Genomic DNA, 12615 nt, shown 5'->3' with positions numbered 1-12615 from the left:
CTTCCTCTCCGAGAACGCCGACTTCGCCCAGGCCGTCCTCGACGCCGGCCTCACCTGGATCGGCCCGCCCCCGCAGGCCATCCGCGACCTCGGCGACAAGGTCGCCGCCCGCCACATCGCCCAGCGCGCCGGAGCCCCCCTCGTCGCCGGCACCCCCGACCCCGTCTCCGGCGCCGACGAAGTCGTCGCCTTCGCCGAACAGCACGGCCTGCCCATCGCCATCAAGGCCGCCTTCGGCGGCGGCGGACGCGGCCTCAAAGTCGCCCGCACCCTCGAAGAAGTCCCCGAACTCTACGAATCGGCCGTCCGCGAGGCCGTCGCCGCCTTCGGACGCGGCGAATGCTTCGTCGAGCGCTACCTCGACAAGCCCCGCCACGTCGAGACCCAGTGCCTGGCCGACACCCACGGCAACGTCGTCGTCGTCTCCACCCGCGACTGCTCCCTCCAGCGCCGCCACCAAAAACTCGTCGAGGAAGCCCCCGCCCCGTTCCTGTCCGAGGCCCAGCTGGCGGAGCTGTACTCCTCCTCCAAGGCGATCCTGAAGGAGGCCGGCTACGTCGGCGCCGGGACCGTGGAGTTCCTCGTCGGCACCGACGGCACCATCTCCTTCCTGGAAGTCAACACCCGCCTCCAGGTCGAACACCCCGTCACCGAAGAAGTCGCCGGCATCGACCTGGTCCGCGAGATGTTCCGCATCGCCGACGGCGAGGAACTCGGCTACGACGACCCCGAGCTGCGCGGCCACTCCATCGAGTTCCGCATCAACGGCGAGGACCCCGGCCGAGGCTTCCTGCCCGCCCCCGGCACCGTCACCACCTTCGCCCCGCCCACCGGCCCCGGCGTGCGCCTTGACGCGGGCGTGGAATCCGGCAGCGTGATCGGCCCGGCCTGGGACTCCCTGCTCGCCAAGCTCATCGTCACCGGCGCCACCCGCGCCCAGGCCCTCCAGCGCGCCGCCCGCGCCCTGGAAGAGTTCCAGGTCGAAGGCATGGCCACCGCCATCCCCTTCCACCGCGCCGTCGTCAAGGACCCCGCCTTCGCCCCCGAACTCACCGGCTCCACCGACCCCTTCACCGTCCACACCCGCTGGATCGAAACCGAGTTCGTCAACGAGATCAAGCCCTTCGCCGCCCCGGCCGACGCCGAGGCGGACGAGGAGGCGGGTCGCGAGACGGTCGTGGTCGAGGTCGGCGGCAAGCGGCTCGAAGTCTCCCTGCCCTCCTCGCTCGGCATGTCGCTCGCGCGTACCGGCCTCGCCGCCGGAGCCAAGCCCAAGCGCCGCGCCACCAAGAAGGCGGGCTCGGCGGCCTCCGGCGACACCCTCGCGTCCCCGATGCAGGGCACGATCGTCAAGGTCGCCGTCGAAGAGGGCCAGGAGGTCAAGGAAGGCGACCTCATCGTCGTCCTCGAAGCCATGAAGATGGAACAGCCCCTCAACGCCCACCGCTCCGGCACCGTCAAGGGCCTCGCGGCGGAGGTCGGCGCCTCGGTCACCTCGGGTGCGGCGATCTGCGAGATCAAGGACTGAACTCCCGTACGGAGTTGATCAGTCGAGGCCCTCGCCGGTTCGCTCCGGCGGGGGCCTCGGCCGTGGGGGCGGCGATACGCTTCGCCGGTGTCGCAGCAACCACCGTCCGTCACCTGGCAGTTGCGGGCCGGGGTCCATCTGGACCCCCGCTACCGCAACGCCGTCCTCAACGAGTTGCACGAGCACGAGGAGCGGTACAGCGCACCGGCGTACGACGTCGACACGGCCGCCGTGCTCGCCGAGGCGCTGGACGCCCGCCGGACGGCGCTGCGCTGGGCCGTGCCGATGGCGCTCCTGTGGATCGCCGGATTCCTCTTCGCGGGCTGGCTGTTCGCGCTGTACGCGGCCGGGTGTGCGGCCCTGTCCGGCGCGGCGGCCCTGCGCCCGGCGCGTCGCCCGTCGGCCCGGGTCACGGCAGCCGCCCTGCGGGTGCTGGGCGGCTCGGTGCTGGCCGGCTCCCTGGCACTCGCGGTGGCGGGTGCCCGGACCACCGACTGGCCCCGGGCCACCGCCGCGCTGGCGGGCCCCGTACTGATCGCCGCCGTGGCCGGGGCGCACCGGGCGGCGGTCGAAAGGCGGCTGCGGTTCATCGGGTCGTCCGCGTACAGCGGCTCGACACGGCCCCCGCCGGTTCGTGGGAGCGGCGCGCTCGTCCTCGCCGACCAGACGTCAGCGCTGGTGGTCCACCGGGACCCCACCCCGTTCCTCGGATCGGGAGCGGTACTGGACTCGCTGGCGCTGGCGACCGAAGTGCGCGGCCGACCCGGCGCTTTCGACGTGTCGCACGCACTGGCACGCGCCGCGCGGGCCGTGCGGGCCGTGCCCGGTCTGGCCACCCAGGTCGAAGAGCGCTTCCTGCTGCCGGAGCAGGAAGCGCCTCCCCGGGGGCTGTCGCACCCACGCACCGAGGGGCTCCCCGACTCCATCCGCTGGCTGCGGATCGTCTCGCGCGGCCTGGGCCCCCGGCTGACCACCGTCTTCGTACAGATCCGGCGGGACGGCCCGGTCCTCTTCGTCCAGCAGGTCACCTGCGCCCTGCCACCGGTGCGCCGGGAGTTCACGGCGCCGGGCGGCCCCGGGGCCCGGCTCGTCCCGCTCGGCGCGGTGCCCGCGATCCCCGGTCAGCTCCTGGCCGAGCTGGCCGCCTGGCCGGTCCGCCGGGCGCGGCGGCTGTCGTCGCCCCCCGCACACCGTCCGCCCGACGGCCCGCACCTCTCCATCCGCGAGCTGGCCGCCGAGCCGGACCTCCCACCGCTGGCCGCCGCCGAGGCCCAAAGGATCTCGCGGACCGTGCACCTCCTGGTCCTCGACGCCGTACGCCAGGAACTACGCGAGCGGGGACTGTCCGCGCCCGGTCTCGACGACCGGTGGCAGGAGGCGTACGGCAACACCGGCATCTACATCGGCAGCATGAGCGGCGGCACCGTCGCCACCGGCTCCCAGGCCCACGGCACCACCCACCACACCTCCCCCGGCCCCACCACCAACCCCGACGACGACTCCTGGGAAGACGACGACCTTGGGTGACATCGCCAAGGGAGTGCTGGGCGGCGCCTGGACGCTACTCGTGGGGTGGATCCTGCCGACCGCCCTCAACCTGGGCGTCCTCGCCCTCGCCGTCGCGCCGAGTCTGCGCCGCACGGCCGTCGCCCGGCGGTTGTGGCCGGACAACGCGCCCGGCCCGATGCTGGCGCTGGTGACCGCCGCGCTCCTGGGCGGCCTGGTTCTCAGCGCGCTCCAGAACCTGCTCTACCGCTTCCTGGAGGGGTACGTGCTGTGGCCCGCCCGTGCCTACGAGGCCGGGTGCCGGCGTGCGCGGGCCGCGCGCGGCGCGCTCGCCGACCGGACGCTGCTGCTCGGTCTGGAGCGGCGCGTGCGCGACGGGGCCGCGCCCGGCCCGCTCGCGGCCGCCGACCTCCTGCGCGTACGCGGCGATCCACGCCTGGCCCGGGCCGTCCGCAAGGACCGGCGGCGGACCTCGGCGCAGCGCGGGCTGCTCCAGGAGCGGCTGAACCGCTTCCCGGTGGACCCGGCGCAGATCGCCCCGACCCGGCTGGGCAACGCGATCCGCCGCTTCGAGGAGTACGGGCAGAACCGGTACTGCCTGGACACCCAGCTCCTGTCGAACGAGCTGACCGGAGCCGCGCCCGACAAGCTCTGCCGCCAGGTTGACCTGGCGCGCACCAGCGTGGACTTCTTCGTGGCGCTGCTCGCCGGGCACACGGCGGTCGCCGTGGCCGCGCTCGCGACGCTCCCGGCCGCCTCCGCCGACGTACCGGCGCTGCTGACGTCGGCCGGGGTCCTGGTGGCCCTGGTGCCGCTCTGGTACCGGGCCGCGGTGGCCGCGACCGACGAGTGGGCGGCGGCCGTACGCGCCCTGGTCAACGCGGGCCGCAAGCCGCTGGCCGAGTCGCTGGGCCTGGTCCTGCCCAAGGAGCTCGCCGAGGAGCGGCGGATGTGGACGCTGGTGTCGCGGTTCTCGCGCATCCCCTTCCACGAGCGGGCCCGCGCACTGGACCGGTACCGGGCCGCCCCCTGAGCGTCCGCTTCGGGCATCCTTGGGGTATGACGACGAGGCCCATGCGTGCCGACGCGCGCCGCAACTACGAGCGGCTCCTGGGCGTGGCGAGGAGCGCGTTCGCGGAGCACGGGACGGACGCCTCGCTCGAAGACGTGGCCAAGCGCGCGGGCGTCGGGATCGGCACCCTCTACCGGCACTTCCCGAACCGGCACGCGCTGATGAGCGCGATCTTCCAGAGCGAGGTGGACGTCCTCCTCGCGCGCTCCCGGGAGTTGCTCGACTCCGCACAGCCGTGCACGGCGCTCGTGGAGTGGCTGCGCGCCATCATCACTCATACGGGTGAGTACCGAGGGGTGGCGCGCGCCCTCATGTCGGCGTCGCACGACGACAGTTCGGCCCTGGCGCAGTGCAGCACGCCGATGCGTGAGGCGGGCAGCGCCCTGCTGGAACGGGCCCAGCTGGCCGGTTCCGTACGGGTCGATGTGACGATCGGCGACCTGATGCAGCTCACCAACGCGATCGCGCTGGCGGCCGAACAGGCACCGGACGACCCGGAGTTGGCGGACCGGCTGCTGGCGCTGACGTTGCGGGGCCTGAAGCCGTAGGTGGCCGGATCAATTGTGGCCGGGCATGCGGTCCCGCGCCCCGTACGGGGCGCGGGGGTGTGACATATGCGGCTCCGCCGCGTGGGCCCGACCAGCCACCGACGGGCCGCAGCCGGACGAGCCCTTTTCCCGCAACGCGCTCAGCGGCGACGCAGGTCAGCCACTCTCGCCCGGTCCCCGGGGCCCTGGTCGCCCAGCGACGCGGCACTGCGCAACTGTGGTCCCGCCCCCGGCACATGGCTGCGGCGCTGGCCCGGCACGGGCACGTCCCGGCGGGGCTGGCGCCCCGGTGGGACGCCCTCGCCGCCGGACCCCGTGCCGGCCACCGCGATCTGCACGCCCTGGTCGGCCAGGGCCTGGAGCTCGGTGGCGGCGCGGTCGTCGTGGCCGGGGGGCTCGTCGGTGACCAGGCGCGTGATCACGTCCGTCGGCACCGTCTGGAACATGGTGTCGGTGCCGAGCTTGGTGTGGTCGGCGAGGACGACGACCTCGGCGGCGGCCTGCACCAGGGCCCGGTCCACGCTCGCCGAGAGCATGTTGGACGTGGACAGACCGCGCTCGGCGGTCAGCCCGCTCCCGGAGAGGAAGGCCCGCGAGACCCGCAGCCCCTGGAGGGACTGCTCGGCCCCGCTGCCCACCAGCGCGTAGTTGGAGCCGCGCAGGGTGCCCCCGGTCATGACGACCTCCACGCGGTTGGCGTGGGCGAGGGCCTGGGCGACGAGCAGGGAGTTGGTGACGACGGTCAGACCGGGGACGCGGGCGAGCCGGCGGGCCAGCTCCTGCGTGGTCGTCCCCGCGCCGACCACGATGGCCTCGCCCTCTTCGACCAGGCCCGCGGCGAGGTCGGCGATGGCCGTCTTCTCCGCGGTCGCGAGATGGGATTTCTGCGGGAAGCCGGACTCTCGCGTGAACCCGCCCGGCAGTACCGCACCGCCGTGCCGGCGGTCGAGGAGTCCTTCCGCCTCCAGCGCCCGCACGTCCCGCCGTACGGTCACTTCGGAGGTCTGGACGACGCGGGCGAGCTCCCGGAGCGACACCGCTCCGTTGGCCCGCACCATTTCGAGGATCAATTGGCGACGTTCTGCAGCGAACACGAAACTGACAGTAACCTGAGCGGCCGATTGTTTTCAGCAGTTTGCGCCGAATAACAGAAGGTGTGCACAGAGGTGTCCACGAAGTGGTATAGGCGCCCTCCCGGGCGCCTTGTCCCACGCCGTACCGCTCCCGTGCGCCCTGGTTACGCCTCGCCCGCCCGCTTGCGGGTGTGCAGCTGGCGGGCGACCTCTGCGATCGAACCCGACAGGGACGGGTAGACCGTGAACGCGTTGGCGATCTGCTCGACGGTCAGGTTGTTGTCGACCGCGATCGAGATGGGGTGGATCAGCTCCGAGGCGCGCGGCGAGACGACCACGCCGCCGACCACGATGCCGGTGCCGGGGCGGCAGAAGATCTTGACGAAGCCGTCCCGGATGCCCTGCATCTTGGCACGCGGGTTGCGCAGCAGCGGCAGCTTCACCACGCGCGCGTCGATCTTGCCCGCGTCCACGTCGGCCTGCGAGTAGCCGACGGTGGCGATCTCCGGGTCGGTGAAGACGTTCGAGGAGACCGTCTTCAGGTTCAGCGGGGCCACCGCGTCGCCCAGGAAGTGGTACATCGCGATACGGCCCTGCATGGCCGCGACCGAGGCGAGCGCGAAGATGCCGGTGACGTCACCGGCCGCGTACACACCGGGCGAGGACGTGCGCGAGACCTTGTCGGTCCAGATGTGACCGGAGTCGAGCAGCTTGACGCCGGACTCCTCCAGGTTCATCCCGGCGGTGTTCGGGATCGCGCCGACCGCCATCAGGCAGTGCGTACCGCTGATGACCCGGCCGTCGGAGAGCGTGACCTCGACCCGGTCGCCGACGCGCTTGGCGGACTGGGCGCGGGAGCGGGCCATGACGTTCATGCCGCGGCGGCGGAAGACGTCCTCCAGGACGGCCGCCGCGTCCGGGTCCTCGCCGGGCAGCACCCGGTCGCGGGACGAGACCAGGGTGACCTTGGAGCCCAGCGCCTGGTACGCGCCGGCGAACTCGGCGCCGGTCACGCCGGAGCCGACCACGATCAGCTCTTCGGGCAGCTCGTCCAGGTCGTAGACCTGGGTCCAGTTCAGGATGCGCTCGCCGTCCGGCAGCGCGTCCGGGATCTCGCGCGGGTGCCCGCCGGTGGCGATCAGCACAGCGTCGGCGGTGAGGATCTCCTCGCTGCCGTCGGCGGCCGTGACGATGACGTCCCGGGTGCCGTCGATGCCCTGCGGGCCGCCGAGCTTGCCGCGCCCGCGCAGCACCCGGGCGCCGGCCCGGGTCACGGAGGCGGTGATGTCGTGCGACTGGGCGAGGGCGAGCCGCTTGACACGCCGGTTCACCTTGCCGAGGTCCACGCCGACCACCCGGGCGGACTGCTCCTCGGGCGGGGTGTCGTCGGCGACCAGGATGCCCAACTCCTCGTACGAAGAGTCGAAGGTGGTCATCACCTCGGCCGTCGCGATCAGAGTCTTCGACGGCACGCAGTCGGTCAGCACCGACGCTCCGCCCAGACCGTCGCAGTCGACGACGGTCACCTCCGCGCCGAGTTGGGCGCCCACCAGGGCCGCCTCGTATCCGCCGGGTCCGCCACCGATGATCACGATCCGGGTCACGAAAAAGTCCGCCTCGCATTGAGGAAATGCAGTACGTCACTCATTGTCCCGCACGCTTCAAGATGCTTCGTCCCCGGGGCGCCATACGGCTGTCACACCCGTGTGCCGTTCTCACGCGGGCGCCCGTGGGCCGCTGTCGTACCCTCGACACCATGTCGCTCTACGCCGCGTACGCCGGCAACATGGATCCGCGGCTGATGACGCGCCGCGCACCGCACTCACCGCTGCGCGGCACCGGCTGGCTCAACGGCTGGCGGCTGACGTTCGGCGGGGAGCAGATGGGCTGGGAGGGCGCCCTCGCCACGATCGTGGAGGCACCGCGCTCCCAGGTGTTCGTCGCCCTGTACGACATCGCGTCCCTGGACGAGGACTCCATGGACCGCTGGGAGGGCGTCGGCCTGGACATCTACCGCCGGATGCGGGTGCGGGTGGACACGCTGGACGGGGAGGAGCCGGCGTGGGTGTACGTGCTGAACGCGTACGAGGGCGGGTTGCCGTCGGCGCGGTACCTCGGCGAGCTCGCCGACGCCGCCGAGTCGGCGGGGGCGCCGCACGACTACGTCATGGAACTCCGCAAGAGACCCTGCTAGCCCGCGCCCCCTCTTGTGCCCGGCCTTCGTCTGCGGGCCGGTGGCCGGTTGCTCGCGCAGTTCCCCGCGCCCCTAAACCCGCTTTCGTCTGCGGCCCGCGGCCGCCTCTCGCGCAGTTCCCCGCGCCCCCAGGGGGCCGACCACAGCCGGAAAACCCAGCTCAGCCACAGCGCCTTAAGGGGCGCGGGGAACGGCGCGAGCAACCGGCCACAACCCGCAGACGAACGAGGGTTTCCAGGGGCGCGGGGAACGGCGCGAGCGACCGGCCACCGGCCCGCAGACGAACGAGGGTTTTCAGGGGCGCGGGGAACTGCGCGGGCAACCGGCCACCGGCCCGCAGACGTACGAAGGTTTTCAGGGGCGCGGGGAACTGCGCGGGCAACCGGCCACCGGCCCGCGGACAAACGCAGAACCCCCGCCCCCCAACCCCCGCATTTCGCGTTGTCGTCGGAAACGACAAGACAACGATCCAACCCTTGTGCCGCCAGTCATCTACGCGCGTAGGAATCCAGCGGTTACCCTCGTCGTCGTGAACGCATCTGTTATTCCGGACAACATCCAGGGCGACCCCCACGCCGCCGCCGACGCCGCCGCCGCGCGCCTGCGCGAGCTGACCGGCGCCGAGACCCACGACGTCGCCCTGGTGATGGGCTCCGGCTGGGCGCCGGCCGTCGACGCGCTCGGCGAGCCCGAGGCCGAGTTCCCGGTCACCGAGCTGCCCGGCTTCCCGCCGCCCGCCGTCGAGGGCCACGGCGGCAAGATCCGCTCGTACCGGATCGGCGAGAAGCGCGCGCTGGTCTTCCTCGGCCGTACGCACTTCTACGAGGGTCGCGGCGTCGCCGCCGTCTCGCACGGCGTGCGCACCGCCGTCGCCGCCGGCTGCAAGACCGTCGTGCTCACCAACGGCTGCGGCGGTCTGCGCGAGGGCATGCGCCCGGGCCAGCCCGTCCTGATCAGCGACCACATCAACCTCACGGCCGCGTCCCCGATCATCGGCGCCAACTTCGTGGACCTCACCGACCTGTACTCGCCGCGGCTGCGCGCGCTGTGCAAGGAGGTCGACTCGTCGCTGGAGGAGGGCGTCTACGTCCAGTTCCCCGGCCCGCACTACGAGACCCCGGCCGAGATCAACATGGTCCGGGTGCTCGGTGGCGACCTGGTCGGCATGTCGACCGTCCTGGAGGCCATCGCGGCCCGCGAGGCCGGCGCCGAGGTGCTGGGCATCTCGCTGGTGACCAACCTGGCCGCGGGCCTGAGCGGCGAGCCCCTCAACCACGAAGAGGTGCTCCAGGCCGGCCGTGACTCGGCGGCGCGCATGGGCTCGCTGCTGACCCGGGTACTCGACCGCATCTGAGCCTGATCCGTACCGGAAGGGATGTCGACGTGACGCAGGACCTGATCGCGCGGGCCAAGGCCTGGCTGGCCGAGGACCCGGACAGCGAGACGCGCGAGGAGCTGGCCAAGCTCATCGACAACGAGGAGCTCGACGAGCTCGCCGTCCGGTTCGGCGGCACGCTCCAGTTCGGCACCGCCGGGCTGCGCGGCGAGCTGGGCGCCGGGCCGATGCGGATGAACCGCTCGGTCGTCATCCGCGCCGCCGCCGGGCTCGCCGCCTACCTGAAGGCCAAGGGCCAGGGCGACGGCCTGGTCGTCGTCGGCTACGACGCGCGCTACAAGTCGGCCGACTTCGCGCGCGACACGGCCGCCGTGATGACCGGCGCGGGCCTGAAGGCGGTCGTGCTGCCGCGCCCGCTGCCGACGCCCGTGCTCGCGTACGCGATAAGGCACCTGGGCGCCGTCGCCGGCGTCGAGGTCACCGCGAGCCACAACCCGCCGCGCGACAACGGCTACAAGGTCTACCTCGGCGACGGCTCCCAGATCGTGCCGCCCGCCGACGCCGAGATCGCCGCCGAGATCGCCGCGGTCGCCTCGCTCGCCGACGTCCCCCGTCCGGACAACGGCTGGGAGACGCTGGGCGAGGAGGTCCTGGAGGCCTATCTGGCGCGTACGGACACGGTGCTGACCCCCGGGTCCCCGCGCACCGCCCGCGTCGTCTACACGGCCATGCACGGCGTCGGCAAGGACGTCCTGACGGCGGCCTTCGCCCGGGCGGGCTTCCCGCCGCCGGCGCTGGTGGCCGAGCAGGCCGACCCGGACCCGGCGTTCCCGACGGTGGCGTTCCCCAACCCGGAGGAGCCGGGCGCGATGGACCTCGCCTTCGAGGCCGCGCGCGCCGTCGGCCCGGACATCGTCATCGCCAACGACCCGGACGCGGACCGCTGCGCGGTCGCCGTGCCGGACGCGTCGGTGGAGGGCGGCTGGCGGATGCTGCGCGGCGACGAGGTCGGCTCGCTGCTCGCCCAGCACCTGGTGGACCGGGGCGTGAGCGGCGTCTTCGCCGAGTCGATCGTCTCGTCCTCGCTGCTCGGCCGGATCGCCGAGGCGGCGGGCCTGGGCTACGAGGAGACGCTGACCGGCTTCAAGTGGATCGCCCGCGTGGAGGACCTGCGGTACGGGTACGAGGAGGCGCTGGGCTACTGCGTCGACCCCGGCGGCGTACGCGACAAGGACGGCATCACCGCCGCCCTGCTCGTCGCGGAGCTCGCGTCCGTCCTGAAGGAGCAGGGGCGCACGCTCCAGGACCTGCTGGACGACCTGGCCGTACGGCACGGACTGCACGCCACCGACCAGCTGCCGGTGCGGGTGGAGGACCTGTCGGTCATCTCCGACGCGATGCGGCGGCTGCGCGAGAAGCCGCCGACGTCGCTGGCGGGCCTGGCGGTCACCAGGGCCGAGGACCTCACCGAGGGCACCGAGGAGCTGCCGCCGACCGACGGTCTGCGCTACTACCTCGAAGGCGCCCGGGTGATCGTCCGCCCCAGCGGCACCGAGCCGAAGCTCAAGTGCTACCTGGAGGTGGTGGTCCCGGTGGCCTCCGCCGGGGCGCCGCTGGCCGAGGCCCGGGCGAAGGCGACGGAGCTGCTGGCGGGCATCAAGCGGGATCTGGCGGCGGCAGCGGGCATCTGACGCGGGGGCTTCGCGGCGCGGGGGCTTCACGACGGCCGGGCTTCACGACGGCCGGGCTTCGCGGCGGCGCGGGTTCACAGTGGCGCGGGTTCGCTCCGACGAGTGAATCCCGTACGGCGTCCGGCGCAGCGCTCCCCGGCCTTTCCGGATCATCCGAGAAAGGGTGGCCCGGAACCGCCCGCCGAGCCCAGGAGCACCGCCGTGCCCCCGACCGTCTCACCGGCGGCCCCTACGCACAGCCGTACGGGCCGCCGTGCCGTCCCCGCAGCCCGCAGCCCCCTGGGGCAGGGCGGCGGGGACGGTCTCCGTTTCCTGGGGGCCACGGCCCGGGCCGCGTTCGCCCGGGCCGCGCCCGCGCTGCTCGGCCATCTCGCGGTACGGCTGCTCGGCCTCGCGGTCCTCGCCCGGTGGGCACACCTCCAGCACCACGGCGTGTGGCCGACGCTCGCCACCTCGTGGGACTCGCACTGGTACCTGGGCATCGCCGACCACGGCTACGACCATGAGCTCGGCACCCGGCTCAACCACAACAACCTGGCGTTCTTCCCGCTCTACCCGGCCGTGATCAAGGCGGTCGCCGCCGTGACGCCGGGGTCGCGCGCGAGCGTGGGCCTGGCCGTCGCCGTCGTGTGCTCCTCGGCCGCGGCCTGGGGGATCTTCGCGGTGGGCGACCGGCTGTACGGGCGTCGGGCCGGCACCGTCCTCGCCGTGCTGTGGGGCGCGCTGCCGGTGGCGGTGGTGCAGTGGATGGGCTACACCGAGTCGCTCTTCACGGCGCTGGCCGCGTGGTCGCTGTACTGCGTGCTGACCGGCCGCTGGGCGGCGGCCGGGGCGCTGGCCTCGCTCGCGGGGCTGACCCGGCCGACCGGTATCGCGGTCGCAGCGGCCGTCGTGGCGGCGGCCCTGGCGGCGCTGTGGCGCGGCGCGCCGGCCCGGGGCCCGGTGACGGGGGCGCTGCTCGCGCCCCTGGGCTGGTTCGGCTTCGTCGCCTGGGTGGGGGTGCGGCTCGGCCGCTGGGACGGCTACTTCGCGGTGCAGCGGCTCTGGAAGAACGAGTGGGACGGCGGCGCGGACACCCTGCGGGAACTGCGCACCCTGCTGGTCTACGACCGCGCCCCGTCCCTGTTTCTGGTGGCCGTCTCGCTGGTGCTGATCCTGGCGGGCGGCCTGTTCCTGCTCACCCTGGGGGACCGGCAGCCGCCGGCGCTGCTGGCGTTCTCGGCGGTGCTGCTGCTGGTGGTGCTGGGCAGTGGCGGCGTCTACTTCCCCCGGGCCCGCTTCCTCCTCCCCGGCTTCCCCCTCCTCCTCCCCCTGGCCCTCCCCCTCTCGCGGGCGAGACGCCATGTGGCGCTGGTGCTGCTGGGGGGGATGGCGCTGTCGTCGGCGTGGCTGGGCGCGTACATGCTCCTGGTATGGCCGGGCCCTCCGTGACTTGTGCCCGGCCTTTGTCTGCGGCCCGGTGGGTGGTTGCTCGCGCAGTTCCCCGCGCCCCTGTTTGGCCCGGCCTTTGTCTGCGGGTGCGTGGTGGGTTGCTCGCGCAGTTCCCCGCGCCCCCAAACCCGCCTTCGCCTGCGGCCCGTGGCCGCTTCTCGCGCAGTTCCCCGCGCCCCCAAACCCTCTTTCGTCTGCGGGCCGGTGGGTGGCTGGTCGCGCAGTTCCCCGCGCCC

Annotated in this window: 10 protein-coding genes; 8 read left to right on the top strand and 2 right to left on the bottom strand. The window is 73.3% G+C overall.

Annotated elements, in window-relative coordinates; genetic code table 11:
* The 4 genes from ABD236_RS07185 to ABD236_RS07170 form a co-directional block, all read left to right on the top strand.
* Nucleotides 1-1528: acetyl/propionyl/methylcrotonyl-CoA carboxylase subunit alpha (locus ABD236_RS07185; protein ID WP_344071427.1), on the top strand; the 1528-nt coding region annotated here is incomplete at its 5' end.
* An 87-nt stretch (nucleotides 1529-1615) separates the two neighbouring features.
* Nucleotides 1616-3055 carry a serine/threonine-protein kinase gene (locus tag ABD236_RS07180; protein ID WP_344071425.1) on the top strand — a complete coding sequence of 480 codons (1440 nt, stop codon included), beginning with the start codon at nucleotides 1616-1618 and terminating at the stop codon, nucleotides 3053-3055.
* The gene (locus ABD236_RS07175; protein WP_344071423.1) at nucleotides 3048-4067 is read left to right on the top strand and encodes a hypothetical protein; all 1020 of its coding nucleotides are present in this window, start codon (nucleotides 3048-3050) and stop codon (nucleotides 4065-4067) included. Before ABD236_RS07180 ends, ABD236_RS07175 begins: the two co-directional genes overlap by 8 nt.
* 26 nt (nucleotides 4068-4093) lie before the next feature.
* Nucleotides 4094-4654, top strand: coding sequence for a TetR/AcrR family transcriptional regulator (locus ABD236_RS07170; protein WP_344071421.1), 561 nt, complete (start codon nucleotides 4094-4096; stop codon nucleotides 4652-4654).
* 140 nt (nucleotides 4655-4794) lie between these two features.
* Here ABD236_RS07170 and ABD236_RS07165 read toward each other — a convergent pair whose 3' ends face one another.
* On the bottom strand, nucleotides 4795-5748 hold the full coding sequence (locus tag ABD236_RS07165; RefSeq protein ID WP_344071419.1) for a DeoR/GlpR family DNA-binding transcription regulator: 954 nt from the start codon (nucleotides 5746-5748) through the stop codon (nucleotides 4795-4797).
* A gap of 143 nt (nucleotides 5749-5891) precedes the next feature.
* On the bottom strand, nucleotides 5892-7331 hold the full coding sequence (locus ABD236_RS07160) for an NAD(P)H-quinone dehydrogenase (RefSeq protein WP_344071417.1): 1440 nt from the start codon (nucleotides 7329-7331) through the stop codon (nucleotides 5892-5894).
* Between the two features lie 152 nt (nucleotides 7332-7483).
* On the opposite strand from ABD236_RS07160, the gene ABD236_RS07155 reads away from it, so the two are divergent.
* The 4 genes from ABD236_RS07155 to ABD236_RS07140 all read left to right on the top strand — a co-directional run bounded on the left by ABD236_RS07155 (nucleotide 7484) and on the right by ABD236_RS07140 (nucleotide 12379).
* The gene (locus tag ABD236_RS07155) at nucleotides 7484-7921 is read left to right on the top strand and encodes a gamma-glutamylcyclotransferase family protein (protein WP_344071414.1); all 438 of its coding nucleotides are present in this window, start codon (nucleotides 7484-7486) and stop codon (nucleotides 7919-7921) included.
* Between the two features lie 529 nt (nucleotides 7922-8450).
* Nucleotides 8451-9275 carry a purine-nucleoside phosphorylase gene (locus ABD236_RS07150; RefSeq protein WP_344071411.1) on the top strand — a complete coding sequence of 275 codons (825 nt, stop codon included), beginning with the start codon at nucleotides 8451-8453 and terminating at the stop codon, nucleotides 9273-9275.
* Between the two features lie 29 nt (nucleotides 9276-9304).
* Nucleotides 9305-10948 (top strand): phospho-sugar mutase, encoded by a 1644-nt coding sequence (locus tag ABD236_RS07145; protein WP_344071409.1) that lies wholly within the window; start codon nucleotides 9305-9307, stop codon nucleotides 10946-10948.
* Nucleotides 10949-11149: 201 nt separating this feature from the next.
* Complete coding sequence (locus tag ABD236_RS07140) at nucleotides 11150-12379, top strand: hypothetical protein (protein ID WP_425543828.1); 1230 nt, start codon at nucleotides 11150-11152, stop codon at nucleotides 12377-12379.
* Nucleotides 12380-12615 lie beyond the last annotated feature (236 nt).

This window comes from Streptomyces crystallinus (assembly GCF_039521265.1).
Taxonomy (GTDB): Bacteria; Actinomycetota; Actinomycetes; order Streptomycetales; family Streptomycetaceae; genus Streptomyces; species Streptomyces crystallinus.
Note: the sequence above shows the minus strand (reverse complement) of the source record. Positions and strands in the feature narration are given on the sequence as shown.

Coding starts and splice junctions, on each gene's coding strand:
- ABD236_RS07155 (WP_344071414.1), top strand. CDS start 7,484: ATGTCGCTCTACGCCGCGTACGCCGGCAACATGGATCCGCGGCTGATG.
- ABD236_RS07170 (WP_344071421.1), top strand. CDS start 4,094: ATGACGACGAGGCCCATGCGTGCCGACGCGCGCCGCAACTACGAGCGG.